Annotated in this window: 17 protein-coding genes; 12 read left to right on the top strand and 5 right to left on the bottom strand. The window is 68.5% G+C overall.

Annotated elements, in window-relative coordinates:
* Positions 1–76: 76 nt before the first annotated feature.
* The 8 genes from AB0B64_RS08785 to AB0B64_RS08750 all read left to right on the top strand — a co-directional run bounded on the left by AB0B64_RS08785 (position 77) and on the right by AB0B64_RS08750 (position 9,417).
* Positions 77–238: a hypothetical protein gene (locus AB0B64_RS08785; RefSeq protein ID WP_357950853.1), complete on the top strand. Its 162-nt coding sequence runs from the start codon at positions 77–79 to the stop codon at positions 236–238.
* A gap of 637 nt (positions 239–875) precedes the next feature.
* Positions 876–2,849, top strand: a complete 1,974-nt coding sequence (locus AB0B64_RS08780) for a serine protease (protein ID WP_357950850.1) — start codon at positions 876–878, stop codon at positions 2,847–2,849.
* Positions 2,807–3,859, top strand: a complete 1,053-nt coding sequence (locus AB0B64_RS08775) for an endonuclease/exonuclease/phosphatase family protein (RefSeq protein WP_357950848.1) — start codon at positions 2,807–2,809, stop codon at positions 3,857–3,859. The genes AB0B64_RS08780 and AB0B64_RS08775 overlap by 43 nt, the downstream gene beginning before the upstream one ends.
* Positions 3,860–4,037: 178 nt before the next feature.
* Positions 4,038–4,679 (top strand): RNA polymerase sigma factor, encoded by a 642-nt coding sequence (locus AB0B64_RS08770; RefSeq protein ID WP_357950846.1) that lies wholly within the window; start codon positions 4,038–4,040, stop codon positions 4,677–4,679.
* Positions 4,672–5,529, top strand: coding sequence for a CU044_5270 family protein (locus tag AB0B64_RS08765; RefSeq protein ID WP_358175808.1), 858 nt, complete (start codon positions 4,672–4,674; stop codon positions 5,527–5,529). Before AB0B64_RS08770 ends, AB0B64_RS08765 begins: the two co-directional genes overlap by 8 nt.
* A gap of 178 nt (positions 5,530–5,707) precedes the next feature.
* Complete coding sequence (locus tag AB0B64_RS08760) at positions 5,708–7,291, top strand: heparinase II/III family protein (protein ID WP_358175805.1); 1,584 nt, start codon at positions 5,708–5,710, stop codon at positions 7,289–7,291.
* A gap of 132 nt (positions 7,292–7,423) precedes the next feature.
* Positions 7,424–8,215 (top strand): SDR family NAD(P)-dependent oxidoreductase, encoded by a 792-nt coding sequence (locus tag AB0B64_RS08755; RefSeq protein ID WP_358175802.1) that lies wholly within the window; start codon positions 7,424–7,426, stop codon positions 8,213–8,215.
* Positions 8,216–8,220: 5 nt separating this feature from the next.
* Complete coding sequence (locus AB0B64_RS08750; protein ID WP_358175799.1) at positions 8,221–9,417, top strand: GDSL-type esterase/lipase family protein; 1,197 nt, start codon at positions 8,221–8,223, stop codon at positions 9,415–9,417.
* Here AB0B64_RS08750 and AB0B64_RS08745 read toward each other — a convergent pair.
* From AB0B64_RS08745 to AB0B64_RS08730, 4 genes are all read right to left on the bottom strand, one after another.
* The gene (locus AB0B64_RS08745; RefSeq protein ID WP_357950832.1) at positions 9,378–9,470 is read right to left on the bottom strand and encodes a fumarylacetoacetate hydrolase family protein; all 93 of its coding nucleotides are present in this window, start codon (positions 9,468–9,470) and stop codon (positions 9,378–9,380) included. The genes AB0B64_RS08750 and AB0B64_RS08745 overlap by 40 nt on opposite strands.
* Positions 9,471–9,564: 94 nt before the next feature.
* Positions 9,565–10,812, bottom strand: coding sequence for an erythromycin esterase family protein (locus tag AB0B64_RS08740; protein ID WP_358175796.1), 1,248 nt, complete (start codon positions 10,810–10,812; stop codon positions 9,565–9,567).
* Between the two features lies 1 nt (position 10,813).
* The gene (locus tag AB0B64_RS08735) at positions 10,814–11,548 is read right to left on the bottom strand and encodes an ABC transporter permease (RefSeq protein WP_357950827.1); all 735 of its coding nucleotides are present in this window, start codon (positions 11,546–11,548) and stop codon (positions 10,814–10,816) included.
* Positions 11,545–12,258, bottom strand: coding sequence for an ATP-binding cassette domain-containing protein (locus AB0B64_RS08730; protein ID WP_357950824.1), 714 nt, complete (start codon positions 12,256–12,258; stop codon positions 11,545–11,547). Before AB0B64_RS08730 ends, AB0B64_RS08735 begins: the two co-directional genes overlap by 4 nt.
* A 130-nt stretch (positions 12,259–12,388) precedes the next feature.
* Between AB0B64_RS08730 and AB0B64_RS08725 the strand changes: the two genes are divergently transcribed.
* The 3 genes from AB0B64_RS08725 to AB0B64_RS08715 are packed head-to-tail and all read left to right on the top strand — an operon-like array spanning position 12,389 to position 14,719.
* Positions 12,389–13,567, top strand: a complete 1,179-nt coding sequence (locus AB0B64_RS08725; protein WP_357950821.1) for a histidine kinase — start codon at positions 12,389–12,391, stop codon at positions 13,565–13,567.
* Positions 13,542–14,189, top strand: coding sequence for a response regulator transcription factor (locus AB0B64_RS08720; protein WP_357950818.1), 648 nt, complete (start codon positions 13,542–13,544; stop codon positions 14,187–14,189). Before AB0B64_RS08725 ends, AB0B64_RS08720 begins: the two co-directional genes overlap by 26 nt.
* 59 nt (positions 14,190–14,248) lie before the next feature.
* Positions 14,249–14,719: a nuclear transport factor 2 family protein gene (locus AB0B64_RS08715; RefSeq protein WP_357950815.1), complete on the top strand. Its 471-nt coding sequence runs from the start codon at positions 14,249–14,251 to the stop codon at positions 14,717–14,719.
* Here the strand turns inward: AB0B64_RS08715 and AB0B64_RS08710 are convergent.
* Entirely contained in the window at positions 14,664–15,293 is a 630-nt protein-coding gene (locus AB0B64_RS08710; protein ID WP_358175793.1) for a MarR family transcriptional regulator, read from the bottom strand. The genes AB0B64_RS08715 and AB0B64_RS08710 overlap by 56 nt on opposite strands.
* A 47-nt stretch (positions 15,294–15,340) precedes the next feature.
* Between AB0B64_RS08710 and gap the strand changes: the two genes are divergently transcribed.
* Positions 15,341–16,336, top strand: a complete 996-nt coding sequence (gap, locus tag AB0B64_RS08705; RefSeq protein WP_357950810.1) for a type I glyceraldehyde-3-phosphate dehydrogenase — start codon at positions 15,341–15,343, stop codon at positions 16,334–16,336.
* Positions 16,337–16,504: the final 168 nt, after the last annotated feature.

The following is a 16,504-nucleotide window of genomic DNA, read 5'->3' as shown; positions in this document are numbered from 1 at the left end:
GGCGTGAAAGCGATCGGGCGGATCGGGGGATAAGAGATATCCGCTGATCGCCGACGAGACCCGCCACACGGGCGGGGTGTCGGAGGGGATCGTGGCCGAGCTGATGGACGCGGAGTTCTCCGGGCAGGTGGGGCGGGTGACGTCGGCGGACAGCTTCATCCCGCTGGGCGAGGCGGCCGCTCACGTGCTGATGTCCGAGGAGGAGAACGAGAAGGCGGCGCGGAAAGCTGATTTCTAGTCCGCCTTCGGTGAATGCGGGCAGAACCTTTTCCCCGAACAATTCACGGCTTTTGAAAATGTGCTCATGGCGATGGGGACCGACCTGGAGCACGAAGATCATTTGATCTACGCCCGTCGCCTCGCAGCGGGCGATGAGGTCGGCAGACTACCAAATGCGCCCGTGAGCGGATCACTACCCTGCACCCCGACCTTTGGCTGATCTTTCGTGAAATTTCCCCAAATGCCGCCGTGGCCGGGAGCGTGTTTCGACAGTCCGCCGCCGATGCCACGGCCAAGGGCTCCAGGTGGCCGTGGAGCTACTCCGACTGACCAAACCGACATGACATCCACCTTTCCGCAAAGGTCTCTCATCGAAATATCGCCGAATGTAGAAAACAAGATAGTGAGCGGTCAATTAACCCACCGCCATCTGGACTCCAGTCCTCCGCGACATGCATATTTAAATGATGTGCACCTTTTAGTGAAATCGTTGGAGCTCAGAGCGGCGGACCGCTATGGATATATCAACAGCAGTGCAGGAAAATAAAGTCAGGCATACCAAAGCCGCCGCCAAACGGTATCGCTGGAGCGGCTCCGATCGTTATGAAGCCTCGCGAAGGCAAGAGCAGGGTGAGGCGTTCCCCGACTCGCCAGAGATGCTCGCAGCCCGCACCGCCCGCCTCATCCAGCGTAACGGGGTCCCGGTCGAGGCAGCGATCGAGGCCACCCGGGGCGAGAGCCTGGACCGGACCAGGATGTACGAACGCATCCTCGGGGTGGCCAAAGAGCTGCAAGCCTGGAGCTTCCTGCCTCGGGGCGCACGGGCCGCGCGGACCGTCGCACGGATCTCGGTCAGCGAGAACGGCCGCGAGGTCCCGATCGGCACCGGCTTCCTGGTCTCACCACGGCTGCTGTTGACCAATCACCACGTGTTTCCCAGCGTCACGGCGGCGCGGTCGGCCTTTGTGGAATTCGACGCCCAAGTCACCGTCGACAATCTCCCTGACGTGTCCAGGCGGTTCGCCCTCGTCCCGGACACCTTCTTCATCGCCGACTACGATCTCGACTTCGCCCTGGTCCTGGTGAGCCCTGATGCCGACGGCCAGCCCCTGGGAGAGACGTTCGGGTGGAACAGGCTCAGTGTTCAGACGGGCAAACTGGTCATCGGAGAGCCGGTCAACATCATCGGCCATCCCAGCGGCCGGCTGAAGGAGATCTCCATCCGTGAAAACCGGCTGGAGGCACGGCTGGACAACTTCATCCAGTACCAGACCGACACCGAGCCGGGCAGTTCCGGCTCCCCGGTGTTCAACGACCAGTGGGAGGTGACGGCACTCCACCACAGTGGCGTGCCCAAGACCGACGACCAGGGACGGATCCTGCGGCGCGACGGGCAGATCTGGCACGAGGGAGACGGCGACGACGCCATCGACTGGGTCTCCAACGAGGGCGTGCGCATCAGCGTCATCCTCAAGCATCTGGCAAAGCTGACGCTCGACGACGCTCATCTGGCGCTCTTGGCCGAGATGGGGCCGGAGGCCGGGCTCCAGGACAGGACCGCCGTGCGGACGGCCGTCACCGGCACAGTCTCGCCTCCCGCCCCTTCGGTCGACGGGCTACCCGTCGAATCAGCCGTACGGGTCGGCGTCGGCCTGGCCGCCGGCCCGGGCGCGTTCGGCGGGTCCAGGCATCTGGTCTTCCTGCACGGCCGTGCCCAGCAGGACCATGACCCGGAGCAACTGCGCCGGTACTGGACCGCTGGGTTGAACGGCGGGCTCACCCGAGCGGGGCTGGCCACGATCGCACCGGCCGACGTCTGGTTCCCCTTCTACGCACAACAGCTCGTCCAGGCCATGCGAACACGGGGAGAAGCCCTTCCCCGCTCACCGCGGGAGATGGTCGACGATCCGGTCGATGCGGCCGCGCCGGGATCCGGCGCCACGCGTCAGCTGTACGAGCAGATGATCATTGAGGCGGCGGACCGGGCAGGTATGCCCGCCGAGCGGCTGGTCCGGAGGGAAGGGCTGGGCGATGCCGTACACCAGGGCTTGAGCTGGCTGGCCAACACCACCAACCTGGATCGGCTGCTCATAGCCGCGATCTTCGCGGATGTGGCCGCCTACCTCGACGACCAGCGAATCCGGGAGGCGGTTCTGGACTGCGTGCTCCAGACGATGCCGCAGACCGGCCGGTTGGTGCTGGTCAGCCACAGCCTGGGCACGGTGGTCGCCGTGGACCTGCTCACCCGGCTCGACCCGAGGGTCGAGGTCGAACTACTTCTCACCGCCGGCAGCCCGCTCGGTATGGACAGCGTCTACCAGCGCCTGCTCACCGGCGGGGCCCAGCGTCCAGACCGAGTGGCCCACTGGGTCAATGTCTGGTGCCCCATCGATCCGGTCGCCATCGGCTGCCCGCTGCGCGACCGCTGGCAGGGTGAGCTGACCGAAGTCCCCGTCGCCAACCCCGCAAGCCGGGCCCACGACATCGAGGAGTATCTCGCTCACCCCGAGGTCGCCCGTGTGATCGGGACTCCGCTCACGTCACCGGCCCCGGTCATCATGCGTTCGATGAATGGAGGGACAAAGCCATGGCCACACTCAAGGTCGCGACGGTCAACGGCGAGTGGATGAACGACTGGTTCACCCTCGACGCGCAACCGGCGGCGTTCAAGCCGACATTCTCCCGCGATGGCGAGCAGGGAGTCACCGCGGAGGCCGCCGGCCGCTTGGGCGGGCTGATCTCCGCCGTCGACGCGGACATCGTCGCGCTGGTGGAGGCGCCAAGCCGAGCAGCGGAACTGGCGCTGTTCATCCACGACTATCTGACCGTTGGCGGAACCGCCACGTACGACTTCGTGCTGGGCGATTCCGGTGGAAGTCAGAAGCTGGCCCTGTTGTTCAAACCCGATCGTGTCGCGGTCACTCTCACTCCTTCGACGGAGGCGGCGCCGTTCATCGAGCCGTGGCTGGCCGACGTCGACGGCGACGCGGTGCTCGACGAGTACGCGTTCACCAGGAACCCGCTGTGCTGCACCGCCGATGTCTCCGGTACCCGATTGGAGGTAGTGGTCGCGCATCTGAAGTCGAACTTCATCAACCAGGGCCGTGCGTTGTGGCAGGACCCTGCCCGGCGCCCGGATTTCATTCGCGCCTCGTTGCGGAACCGGCGACGGATCGCCACTGAGGCGATGCGGATCCGCGGAGCCATGGAGCGGCGCTTGGACGCCGATCCGGCCTCGGCGTTCATCGTGCTCGGAGACCTGAACGACGGCCCTGGCCAGGACTACTTCGAGGAGTTGTACCTCGCGCACAACGTCACCGACATCCTCGTCGGCTCACCGTATCGGCCCGAGCGACTGTTCGGCCATGCCCAGGCCGATGTGGCTGAGGACAAGCGCTACAGCGCCGTGTTCGACGATTTCGTCACCGACGAGCCGCACCGGCACATGCTGCTGGACCACATCCTCCTCTCACCCGCCCTGACGAACGGCGGGGCAGGCGGGGCATCGCTGACCAAGGTGCCGGGGTCCGGTCGCATCGAACATGACGCCTGGGAAGCCCAGATCTCCGGCGACGGATCCGCACGGGACCACCGCGCGACCGATCACCGCCCGGCCAGCGTCACTCTCACTCATCCCTGAGACGCTCTTCCGGCGCCGGCTCAGGGCGGCGGGGGCGTACGGAAGGAGCTCGTCCGGGCGGGATGGGTATCTGCCCTGAGCGAGCGTGAAAGCGATCGGGCGGATCGGGGGATAAGAGATATCCGCTGATCGTTCGAAGGGTGGCACATGACGGGGCAAGCATTGTGAAGGGGCGACCGTGGTGACGGCACTGTCCTGGATCTCCGGCCACGCCGCCCAGGGCTCGGTCGAGCGGGAGCCGGAGTCCCTCGACCGGGCCGGGGGCGCGCCCGGGTCGCTCGTGGACGCCGAGGTGTTCGGGGCGGTGTTCGACGCCTGTTTCAGCGACATCCACGGCTATGTCGCCCAGCGCCTCGGTGCGGACCATGCTGAGGACGTCGTCTCCGACACGTTCCTCATCGCGTTCAGGAAGCGCGCGCAGTACGACCCGGCGCGCGCGACCGTGCGGGCCTGGCTGTTCGGCATCGCGACGAAGCTCATCGGCAAGCACCGCCGCCTGGAGGCGCGGACGCTGCGCGCGCTGGGACGGTACGGTCCCGACCGCGACGCGCCGGGACACGAGGACCGGGTGACCGCGCGGGTCAGCGCCCAGAGCCTGCAGCCGAACCTGGCCTCCGCCCTGGCGGCGCTGGATCAGCGCGATCGCGACGTCATCCTGCTCGTCGCACTGGCCGGGCTGAGCCATGAGGAGATCGCCACGGCGCTCGGCATCCCGTACGGCACGGTCGGCTCCCGGCTGAGCCGGGCCAGGAAGAAGCTGCGCGGCTCCCTGGGCGACACCAATCCGCTGCTCGCCCCCGAGGAGGCCGACCATGGATGAGCTGTCGTCGATCCGCGAGCTGTACGGCGAGCCCTCGGCCGACCCGGCGCTCAAGGCCAGGGTCCGCGAGCGGCTGGACGCCGAGCGCTCCTCGCGTACGTCGTGGCTCTCCTGGAGAGGGGTCGTGGGCAGTCTCGCCGCGGCGGCGGTCGCCGTGACGGCCGTGGTGGCGCTCGCTTCGCCCCGTACGCCCGGCTCGGCGGTCTCCGGGCGGTCGATCCTGCTGGCCGCGGCGACCACGGCGGCGTCGGGTCCCGCCGACAAGGGGACGTACTGGCACATCGAGAAACTCCACGACGGCACGAAGGTCACCGACCTCTGGGCGACCCCCGACGGGAAGGCGTGGATGGGCGAGCGGGTGACGGGCCGGCCCTCGAAGGTCGTCGCGGTCTCGGGACGGGCGCCGTTCAGCATGGCGGGGAAGGATCTGACGGTCGAGCAGATCCAGCGGCTGCCGTCCGACCCGGCCGCGCTGAAGGAGTGGGTGATCGGGATGCTGCCCGCCGGGTCCGGCGACGATGTCCTGGCGGACGCGCTCAGCGGGCTGCTGTGGAGCAAGCCGTCACCACCGGCCGTCCGGGCGGCGGCCTATCGGCTGCTCGGTGACCTGCCGAACGTCCGGTACCTGGGCCGGAAGACGGACCAGCGGGGACGTACCGGTGACGCGTTCACCTTCAGCCTGGCCGGCGATCCGCCGGTCCAGCGGACGCTGATCATCGATGTGACCAGTTCGCAGGTGCTGGCCAGCTCCAACACCACGGGGACGAGCGGCCCGCAGACGTCCGAGGTGGTCCTGGGCGCCGGTTGGACCGACAAGGGTCCGGCGGAATCCGCAAGCACCCGTCCATAACCCCATAGGTCAGGGCACACCCGTGCCCTGATCTCACCGCCGCGCGGGCGTCTGTGCCACGCGCTCGCACCGCCGCGCTCGGTTCTCGCGCGCCGCGGCCCTCCCCCGCATGTGAAGCTCGCGCGCCGCCGTTCGCGCCGCGTGTGGGTTTCGCGCGCCCGAAATCAGGAGTCGCCACGTGTTCTGGCGTGCCCGTACGACGCCCGGCCGGGCCATCTGCCTGGCCCACCAGTTCCCCAAGATCAAGCTGCCGGAGGTGATGGCCGGGCGGGTGACCTTCGTCGGCCTGCCCCCGGTGGACCTCGGCCAGGACATCGACTGGCGGCTGAACCCGCACGGCAACCGCTCCTGGGCGCTGAACCTGCACACCCTGCGCTGGATGGGCGGCCTGGTCGCCGAGTACGAGGGTTCGGGCGAGCGGGCCTACCTCGACCGGGCCGAGACCCTGGCCGACGACTGGATCCGCAAGAACCCGCGCGACCATGCCGACATCAGCCCTTGGGCCTGGGCCGAGCACGCCGTCGCGCTGCGCGCCCCCGTGCTGGTGTGCCTCAGCGCCCACGTCGACAGCCGCCGCCTGCTGGACAGCCTCGCCGAGCACGGCGAGATCCTGTCCGACCCGGCGCTCTACCGGCAGGGCCACAACCACGGCCTGGACCAGGACATCGCGCTGCTGGTGGTGGGCTGCCGCCTGGGCCGGAACGAGTGGCGTGACCTGGCGATCCGCCGGATGCTCGCCTCGGCCGAACTCGCCATCGACGAGCAGGGCGTCCTGCACGAACAGGCGCCGAGATATGGGCTGTACGTGCACCGGCGGCTCGGGGTGGCATTACGGGCGATCGAGGAGAGCGGCGCCAAGATTCCGAACCGGCTGACGGCGCGCCGGACCGCCCTCGAAGCGTACGTGGCCCATGCCACGCAGCCCGACGGCTTCCTGGCACCCCTCGGGGACAGCCCGGCGGACACGCGGGCGGCCGGGTTCGCGCACGACGGGGCGACGGTGCGGGTCTTCGACGGCGGGTACGTCTTCGGCCGGACCGCATGGGACGATCCGGGCTCGGCGTTCTACTCGATCAGGTTCGGGCCGGGGCGGCGGCTGCACGGGCACGAGGACCATCTGGGCGTCACCTATCACGCGCAGGGTCGCCCGGTGCTGGTCGAGGCCGGTTTCCACTCCTACGAGAAGACGGACTACGTGGAGTGGACCAAGTCGCCCGACGCGCACAACGTACCCTCCGTGGTGGGCGCGGGCTTCCGAGCGGGTACGGCCACGCGCCTGGACGCGTCGGACATCGGCCCGTCGCGGCAGTCGTACCGGCTCAGCGACGAGGCGTATGGCGTGCGCCGTACGCGCGAGGTCCTGGTCAGTCACGGAGCGGACCTGATGGCCGTACTGGACTCGGTGCCGGAGGGGCACGCGGTGCGCGACCTGTGGCACTTCGACCCGTCGCTGCGGCTGATCGACCAGCGCGACGGCGTCGTGGTGCTGGGCGACGACGCCCGCCGCGTAACGCTCCTGCAGCTCACGACCGACGGCAGGCCGGTGGGCGGTCAGACGGTACGGCCGGGCACGGTCTCACCGGGATACCTCCGGACGGCGGAGACCGTGACGGTGACGTCCCCGGAGGCTTCCCGGCTGCTCACCGTGATCGTGCCGGGCACCGAGGACCCGGCGGTCTCGGCTGAGGGCCACCTGATCACGGTGCGTACGCCCGGCGGCCCGGTCACCTTCGGCGGGTCGACACTGTGCCCACTGCGGTGATCAGGCGATCGGTTGCCACTGTTGAAGAGCGACCTGCGCCGCCTCCTGTGCATGCGCTCACTATACCCATGGGTTCAAAAACCTGAACCACATGGTTTGCATATGAACAGTCCGGATAACTATGTTGAACCCATGAGTTCAACTCGGAAGACCTTGGTCATCACAGGTGGCACCGACGGGATGGGCAAGGAGCTCGCCCGCACCTACCTGCGCCGCGGCGACACCGTCGTCATCGTTGGCCGCGACAAGGACAAAGCCCTCCCCGGCGCCCGTCTCATCGCCGCGGACCTGAGCCTGGTCAGCGAGAACAGGCGGGTCATCGACGAGATCAACGCCGCCTATCCGGCCGTTGACGCACTCGTGCTGTGCGCCAGGTACTTCCGCTCCACCCGGTTCGTCACCGCCGAGGGAATCGAGGCCACCTTCGCGCTGGAGTACCTGAGCCGCCACCTCCTCAGCCACGGCCTGACCGATCCCGGAGTCATCATCAACGTGTCCGGCCCGGGCGTCCCCATGGGCCGCGTCCACTGGGACGACCTGATGCTGGAGCGCGGCTATGACGGGGTGGCGGCCCAGATGCAGGCCGGCCGTGCCAACGACCTGCTCGGTACCGCCTTCGCGGCCGAGCGGCCGAGCGGCCGTACCCGGTATGTCCTGATCAACCCTGGGTCCGTGTCCACCGCCTTCCGCGGCGAGTACGACGCCGCGACCGCCGCCCACGTCGAGCAGCTCAAAAGGCACGGCGCGCCGGTCGCCGAAGGCGTCAAACCCGTCATCGCCCGCGTCGATGCCCCGCCCGCCGCCCCGCTCAGCGCCTTCATGCGGAGCAAGCCGATCAGCCTGGACCACCCGTCATTCTCGGCTGAGGCCGCCGCGAGGCTCAGCGACGTCACCCGCCACCTGCTGCGCTCCCTGGAGGGCTGAACAACATGACCACATGGACGGCGGCCTTCAGGTCAGCCCCGGTCAGCGCGTACGAGTCGATGACGCTCATCCACCCCTCGCGGGCCTTTCATGACCAGACCCTGCGTCAGATCGTGCGCGTCCGCGGGGCCGGTGATCGTCTACGGATCCGTCTCAGCAACCAGTACGGCAAGCAACCCCTGACCATCGCCCGGACCAGCGTGGCCGCGCACGACACCCGATCCTCGATCATCGCGGGCACCGACACAGCGGTCACCTTCGGGGGAACGGCGCATGTGACGATCGACGCCGGGGCCGAAGCCGTGAGCGATCCCATCGGCTTCGTCACAGCAGGCGACAGCGACCTGGCGGTCAGCACGTATCACGCCTCAGACGCCGGTCTGGCCACCTACCATCCCTTCGCCCTGCAGACCGGTTACGTGGTAGCGGGCGACGCCGTCTCGCGGACGCGCCTGACGGCTGCCGAAGAGGTGGAATCCCGGTTTCACCTGGGCGGCATCGACATCGGGGGGCCCGAGGGACGCCGGGTGATCGCGGCCTTCGGCGACTCACTCACCGACGGAGTGGGCACCGCCCACGGCACCCACCGTCGCTATCCCGACCTGTTGGCCGGCAGACTCGCCGACACCTCTGTGCTCAACCTCGGCATCGCCGGCAACAGGCTGCTCAGTGACGTCTTCGGCGAACGCGGCGTCGCCCGATTCGAGCGCGACGTGCTCGCCGCGCCAGGGGTGACGCACGTCGTCCTGGAGCTGGGCCTCAACGACATCGGCATGCCGGGCATGCTGGGTCTGCCCGCCGTACCGGCGGACGACCTCATCGACGGGCTCGGCTCGATCATCCGGCAAGCCGCGCGAGCGGGGCTGACGACGGTCGTCGCGACCATGACCCCCTTCGGCGGAGCGAACGGTGTCAGCCCCGGATTCGACACCCCCGAGGGGGAACGGACACGGCAACGCGTCAACGAGTGGATCCGCGCCCACTCGGACGTCGTCGCAGACTTGGATCACGTGCTGCGTGACCCGGCCGCGCCGGCTGTCCTGCGGTCCGAATACGACAGCGGCGATCACATCCATCCCAACGACGCGGGAGCCGAGGCCATAGCCGACATCGTCGCCGGAGCGGTCCTTAGAGCCGGCGGCCGAGCGCGGGCGCCGCACGGTCAGCAGTCGCGTGCCGTGACGTCGTTGAACACCGAGTAGCCCGCGACGGCGGCCCGCGCCTGTTCGGGCGAGTCGATCGCGGAGCCCTCCACCCGGTTCGGCGGGGATCAGGTGGAGGTGTTCGCGAGGGAGCTGAGACGCGCGGTCGCCGAGGTCGAGCAGGCCCTGACCGACTTTCCCGACTGATCACAGTGGGGTGACCGGGCTGGCATGCGGCACGTACACCAGGGCGTCGTAAGCCAGGGCTGGCACCGTCTTCACCGTGTACGTCCAGCTCAGGGAGCTGTAGATCGACCGGAAGCCGTCACCGACGTTACCCATCGGGACCTCCGAGGTGAGCACCTCACGGTTGCCGGGTTGCGACGAGGCCTGCGCGAGGTTCACGTAGCCCAGCGGCTGGTCGCCGAACAGCTTGGCCAAAGGCGAGGTGTGGCTCACGGTGAACCGCTTGCGTTCGCCGGAGCCGTCGTCCCTGCTGACGAAGGTGCTCGTGCCGAACTCGGTGCCGATCGTGAAGTAGTCCTTGCCGTACGCCTTGGCCAGCCGCCGCCCCATCGACTCGTAGGAGAACGCCGCACCGCTCTTGTCGATGTGGCCGTTGTGACCGCCCACTATGACCTTCTTCCGTCCTTGGGCGGCCTCCGCGTCGGCGATCCACCTGACGTTCTCGGCCATCCAGGCGTCCCGCTTGCTGTTGTAGTCATTGCCGGAATTCTGTAACTGCGCACCGCGCTGGATCGTCTCGGCGTGGTGCACCGCGAGGGCGAACGACTCCTGGGAGCTGAGGCTGACGTACTTCTCCCGATTCGCCGTCATCTGGGCGACGAGCCGCCCAGCGGCGGTGGCGGCGGCGGCGACCTTCTCCTTCTCCTGTTCGGACCTCGTGGCATCGGTGAGAGCGGCCAGCGACTCCTGGACCGGGCGGACCCGAGCGGGGTCGACCGTGGCGAGATAACGCAGCAGCCGCTCCTTGTTCCGGTCGTAACGCTGCATGTCGAAGCCGTACAGACGCACCTTGTCCGCGTCGGGGACGGCGGCGTTGTGGTCATGGATCCACTTGAGCAGATCCGCCATCTCGCGGGTCCGGTAGATGTCGAAGCCGAGCGCCCTAGCCGCGTCCTCCGCGCTGCCCCGGTCCTTCATGAGATAGTCGTTGGCCGTGGCCGTGCCGCCGAAATCGGCCTCCAGGGCGACGGTGCGGAAGCCGTACTCTCCTACCAGCTTCTGGATGATCAACGCGCGGCTCTGGACGAACTCCTTGTTGCCGTGCGTGGCCTCGCCGATCCCGACCACCCGTTTGCCGGCGGCGTCGGCGAGCGGGGCCTGGTCGAGAGGGACCACGGCGTCGGACGTCACTCGCGAGGTGTCCACCCCCGCGCACCCGGCCGCCGCCAGGCCGATCAGGGCGATGCTCAGGACGAGCTTGCGCCTCATGTCAGTTCACTTCCTTGCGGAGCACGCGCATGACGCCGAGCGTCATCGGGATGACGATCCAGAAGATCATTGACGCGGCCAGCCGAGCGGCGTCGCCCCCTGTCATGTCGCCGACCATCAGAGGGGTGGCGGTGCTGCCCAGGTCGAGCCACTCGGTCAGGGCCGCGCCGGTGGCACCGAGCCGGGCGACGACGCTCCACAGCATCGGGGTCGCCAGGCAGATCACGATCGCGGCCGGCGCGTTCAGGAGCAGCATGCCGACGGACAGTCCCATCGCGACCACCAAGACGTTCGTCGCGGTCCAGCCCAGCAGGGCGAGAGGGGTGATCTCCCAGCCCGCCGGGACGTCCTGGGCGCTGGCGACGGCCGCCGTCACCGGCACCGCGACCAGCATCGCGAACAGGGAGGCCGCCATGGCGGTGATCAACGGAGGCAGGCACTTGGCCGCCAGCACCCGCAGGCGCCGAGGTTCGAGCGCGAAGGTGGTCAGGGCGGTGCGGTGGCTCCATTCGCCGGTCAGCGTGAGAATGCCGATGACGGGGAGCAAGGTGCTGAATCCGATTCCGGCGGTCCCGATCAAGGTGCCCAGCTGCGGACCATCGATGACGCTGCGCGCCGTAATGGACATCAGGGTCAAAACGATCAGGATCACCGTCATGATCTTGCCACTGCGGGTGTCGAAGAGCTTGCGAGCCTCGACCGACAGCAGCCGGTAGAAGGGAATCGATGTGGTCATGCCGCACTCCGGTCCGCGTTCGCCGTCAGTTCGAGGAAGGTCTGTTCGAGGTCCCGGCCCCGGCCGAGCTCGTCGACGGTCCCCTGGGCGAGGACACGGCCGCGGCCGATCATCACGATGTGGTCGGCGACCCGCTCCACCTCGTGCAACAGGTGCGAGCTGAGCAACACCGTACGGCCCGAGTCGGCGAGGTTGCGCAGCAGCCCGCGTATCCATTGGATGCCTTGAGGGTCTAGACCGTTGGCGGGTTCGTCCAGGATGAGCACCTTGGGCCGGCCGAGGAGCGCGTGAGCGATGCCGAGCCGCTGCCGCATACCGAGTGAGTAGCCACCGACCGTCCGCCGGCTCTCTCTGGCGGCCAGTCCGACCAGGTCGAGGACCTCGCCGACCCGCGACTTCGGCAGTCCGAGCAGCATCGCGCTCAGGGTCAGGATCTCCCGGCCGGTCCGGCCGGGATGCTGGGCAGCGGCGTCGAGAAGCACACCCACCTGGGAACCCGGGCAATCCAACTCGGCGTACGGCCGGCCCAGCACGGTGGCCGAGCCCGAGGTGGGACGGGACAGCCCGGCCAGGATACGCATGGCCGTGGACTTTCCGGCGCCGTTGGGCCCGAGGAAGCCGGTGACGCTGCCCGCTTCGGCGGTGAAGGACACGTCGTCCAGTGCCTTCACGTTCTTGTAGAACTTGCTGACGTGGTCGAACTCGATCATGGATCAAGTTCACCGGATGCGACGCCGCCGGTCATCGAACCCAGGTCGAGTCCGGTTCTAGACCTTTGGCCACCTGGATGTGGACCTGGGTCGCTAAGGCTTCGGCCAGGAGATCTCTAGGCTGTAGGACGTGCACGACCTGAAGGAGAGCCGGGCGGCCCTGGACCCGCAAAGCATCACACTGCGCTATGTGTGCGCCCTGCTGCCGATGCTGTTCCATGGAGCCACCTTGATCGCGGTCGTTTCCCGCGACCCTTACCGGCTTCCGTCGGCACTGGTCGATGTGGGGCTCGGCGTGATCGCTCTGGTCCTGATGGGCTGGCGGCGTCGCTGGCCGTGGCAGATCGCCCTGGTCACCGCCCTGCTGAGCGCGTTCTCCAGCACGGCGAGCGGCCCGGCATACGTCACGTATGTCTCCTTGTGCATGCATCGTCGGTGGCGTCAGATCGTCCCCGTCGCGGTCGTGTCCTGGCTGAGCGTGGTGGCGTTCGCCGCCCTGCCGGCCATCACCGAGGCGACCGATGTGTCCATCATGACCGGAACCGCCATCCTCGGCGGACTGACCCTCTTCGGCCTCTACTTCCGCGGTCGCCAGGACCTGGCCGCCTCACAGCAAGAGACGGCCCTGCTCGCCGAACGTCAACAGCTGCAGCTGATCGAGCAGGCCAAGCTGGCGGAACGGCTCAAGATCGCCCACGAGATGCACGACGTCCTGGCTCATCGGATCTCCCTGCTGTCCATGCTCGCCGGCGGCCTGGCGTACCGGAAGGACCTCAGCGCCGAGGAGACCCGCGAGGCCGCACTGGCCATCCAGGAGAACGCGCACCAGTCACTGAACGAGCTGCGCACCGTGCTCGGCACGCTCCGGCACGACGAATCCCTGGAAGCCCCGCAACCGAACCTGACCCATCTCGATGCCCTCTTCGACGAGGTGCGCACCGCCGGTCAGCAGGTCGAGGTGGACGACACCATCGGTGACCGGGAACTGCTGCCGACGCCGACCGGGCGGCACGCGTACCGGATCGTGCAGGAGGCTCTTACCAATGCGCGCAAGCATGCGCCGGGCAGCCGGGTGATGGCCGAACTCGGCGGGCGGCCGGGCGACGGCCTGCGCATCCGGGTGAGCAACCCGGCGCTGTTCGCGACGGCCGCGGGACCGGGCTCGAGGCTGGGGCTGGTCGGCTTGGCAGAACGCATCCGGATGGCCGGCGGCACTCTCAGCCACGCCGTACGGGACGGACGCTTCATCCTCGACGCCACCTTGCCATGGGAGACTTCACGCCGTGACTCGACTGGTGATCGTGGATGACGACCCGATGGTACGCACCGGCCTGCGCCTGATTCTCGGCGGCGAGCCCGACCTGGACCTGGTCGGCGAGGCCGGGGACGGCCGGCAGGCCATGGACGTGATCCGCGACCTGCGGCCCGATGTCGTGCTGATGGACATCCGGATGCCCAACCAGGACGGGCTGACCACCACCGAGCTGCTGCTGGCCCAGCCGGACCCGCCCCGGATCCTCGTACTCACCACCTTCGACGCCGACGACATGGTGCTGCGCGCTCTGCGGCTCGGTGCCGACGGCTTTCTGCTGAAGGACACGCCCCCACCGAAGATGATCGAGGCGGTCCGCACCGTGGCCAGGGGTGAGCCGGTACTGTCGCCGAGCATCGCCCGGCAGGTGATCGCCGCAGCGACCGGCGCGGGCGAACCGCAGCGCGCGGAGGCGCCGCGGGAGCTGGCCAGACTCACCGACCGCGAGCGAGAGGTCGCGATCGAGGTGGCCCGAGGCAGATCGAACGCCGAAATCGCCGGGCAGCTCCACATGAGCGTCGCGACCGTGAAGGCGAACATCACCCGGATCTTCGCGAAACTGGGCAGCGACAGCCGCGTCCAGGTCGCCATGAAGGTACGCGACGCCGGCCTCCTCTAGGAATCCGCTTATCTGGCAGGTAATCGACAGGCCGCACCAGGCTCGGACAGGCTTGCGGCATGACCCATAACGCCAATGCCACCCGTGACATCGTGGAAGCGCTGATGCGGCGTATCGCCGAGGGCGATCACGACCGTGTCGCCGAGTTGTTCGCCGAGCCGATCGACTGGCAGCTCGACTGGCCCGCTGAGGGGCATCCGGCGGTGCCGTGGATCCGGCCGCGATCGAGCCGAGCCGACGTGGCCGACCATTTCCGGACACTGGAGGCCCATCACGTGCCCGAGCTGAACGGCACGTCGGTGGCGCGAATCCTGGTCGACGGGGCGGACGCCGTCGTCTTCGGGGAGATCGTGCAGACGGTACGGAGCAGCGGCACCGCTTACAGCTCACCGTTCGCGCTGCACCTCACCGTCGAGGACGGACTCATCACCCGTTACCACATTTACGAGGACAGTCTCACGGTCGCGCGCGCCCTCAGCGCTCAGGCAACGGAGAGCCCGGTGCGCGCTCCGGCGTCCGCGAGCCGCTAAGAACTGATTCGGCGCTCGCCTGTCCGAGTTCGGCCAAGCGGGTCAGGGCCGGGAGGGCGTCGGTGATCGCCTGGCGCTGCTCGGGGGTCAGCTGGGCGATGAGCGGGACCAGGTGGCGGGTGCGGTCGTCGTGGCGGGAGCGCCCGATCTGGCGTCCGGCCTCGGTGATGTGGACCAGGACGGCGCGCCGGTCGCTGGGGTCGGGGCGGCGTTCCACGAGTCCGTCGCGCTCCAGCCGGGTGACGAGCTGGGTGATGCCGGGCTGGCTGACCTGCTCTGTCTTGGTGAGGTCGGTCAGCCGCATGGGGGCGCCGCGGGTGGCGAGGGTGTCGAGCACCGACAGCGTCGTGAACGACAGCTTCTCCAGCATGGGGAGGCGGATGTAGAAGCGGTTGAAGTTCTCGATCGCGGTGGCGAAGGCATTCACGTCCAGGTCGCCGTCGCGGTCAGCGTCCAGGTCGCCGTCGCGGTCAGCGCCCTGGGCGGGGTCGCGGTCCGAGTCGCGGTCCGAGTCGCGGTCGCCCAGCGCCTCGTCCGGCATCTCGCCCGGCGTCTCGTCCGGCGTGGTGTTCACGCCGGAAATATATCGCAAACTTATTTAAGTTGCTTATGATGTCCGGCATGACACTTCGATTGGGCATCAACGGGTTCGGGCGGATCGGCCGGAACGTTTTCCGCGCGGTGGCCGCTCGCGCCGACGCCGACATCGAGATCGTCGCGGTCAACGACCTCGGCGACGTGGCGACCATGGCGCATCTGCTGGCGTACGACTCGATCATGGGCCGCTTCCCCGGCGAGGTCGCCGCAGAGCCGGGCGCGATCCGGGCCGGGGACGCGACCATCAAGGTTCTGGCCGAGCGTGACCCCGCAGACCTGCCGTGGGGTGATCTGGGCGTGGACGTGGTGATCGAGTCCACCGGGATCTTCACCAAGGCCGAGCAGGCCCGCGCGCACGTGGACGGCGGCGCGAAGAAGGTCGTCATCGCCGCACCGGCCAGCGGGGAGGACGTCACGATCGTGCTCGGCGTGAACCACGACGTCTACGACCCAGCGCGCCACACGATCATCTCCAACGCCTCGTGCACCACCAACTGCCTGGGTGTGCTGGCCAAGGTGCTGCACGACGCGGTCGGCATCGAGTCGGGCATGATGACCACCGTCCACGCCTACACGCAGGACCAGAACCTCCAGGACGCGCCCCACAAGGACCTGCGGCGGGCCCGGGCGGCGGCGCTCAGCATCGTGCCCACCTCCAGCGGGGCGGCCAAGGCGATCGGCCTGGTGCTGCCGGAGCTGCGGGGCCGGCTGGACGCGTTCGCGCTGCGAGTGCCCGTGTCCAACGGCTCGGTCACCGACCTGACCGTCACCACCAGCCGCGCCACCACCGTGCAGGAGGTGAAGGACGCCTACGCCGAGGCCGCGGCCGGTCCGTACAAGGGCCTGCTGACCTACACCGACGCGCCCATCGTGAGCAGCGACATCGTCGGCGACCCGGCCTCGTGCGTCTTCGACGCCGAACTGACCCGCGTGATGGGCTCGCAGGTCAAGGTCGTCGGCTGGTACGACAACGAGTGGGGGTACTCCAACCGCCTCATCGACCTGGCCCTCATGCTTTGACGCGCTCCCCGGCGTTCACGCCGGGGATTCAGCCTGTGCCGTGTGGTGTCACGCGGCACTTCTGTGGCTTCCTGTTTCATCGACCGTGCGCCCGTGCTCGCCCCGAGGAGCGGGCGGAGGGGTCTTACCGGTCTCCGCAGGCGTTCTCCGTCTCCGCTTCCCGCCCAT

The organism is Nonomuraea sp. NPDC049129 (assembly GCF_040648495.1).
GTDB lineage: Bacteria > Actinomycetota > Actinomycetes > Streptosporangiales > Streptosporangiaceae > Nonomuraea.
Note: the sequence above shows the minus strand (reverse complement) of the source record. Positions and strands in the feature narration are given on the sequence as shown.

Excerpts from the sequence above, each read along its gene's own strand:
- AB0B64_RS08780 (WP_357950850.1), top strand. The coding sequence starts at position 876 with ATGCTCGCAGCCCGCACCGCCCGCCTCATCCAGCGTAACGGGGTCCCG.
- AB0B64_RS08775 (WP_357950848.1), top strand. The coding sequence starts at position 2,807 with ATGGCCACACTCAAGGTCGCGACGGTCAACGGCGAGTGGATGAACGAC.
- AB0B64_RS08765 (WP_358175808.1), top strand. The coding sequence starts at position 4,672 with ATGGATGAGCTGTCGTCGATCCGCGAGCTGTACGGCGAGCCCTCGGCC.
- AB0B64_RS08755 (WP_358175802.1), top strand. The coding sequence starts at position 7,424 with ATGAGTTCAACTCGGAAGACCTTGGTCATCACAGGTGGCACCGACGGG.
- AB0B64_RS08750 (WP_358175799.1), top strand. The coding sequence starts at position 8,221 with ATGACCACATGGACGGCGGCCTTCAGGTCAGCCCCGGTCAGCGCGTAC.
- AB0B64_RS08740 (WP_358175796.1), bottom strand. The coding sequence starts at position 10,812 with ATGAGGCGCAAGCTCGTCCTGAGCATCGCCCTGATCGGCCTGGCGGCG.
- AB0B64_RS08735 (WP_357950827.1), bottom strand. The coding sequence starts at position 11,548 with ATGACCACATCGATTCCCTTCTACCGGCTGCTGTCGGTCGAGGCTCGC.
- AB0B64_RS08730 (WP_357950824.1), bottom strand. The coding sequence starts at position 12,258 with ATGATCGAGTTCGACCACGTCAGCAAGTTCTACAAGAACGTGAAGGCA.
- AB0B64_RS08715 (WP_357950815.1), top strand. The coding sequence starts at position 14,249 with ATGACCCATAACGCCAATGCCACCCGTGACATCGTGGAAGCGCTGATG.
- gap (WP_357950810.1), top strand. The coding sequence starts at position 15,341 with ATGACACTTCGATTGGGCATCAACGGGTTCGGGCGGATCGGCCGGAAC.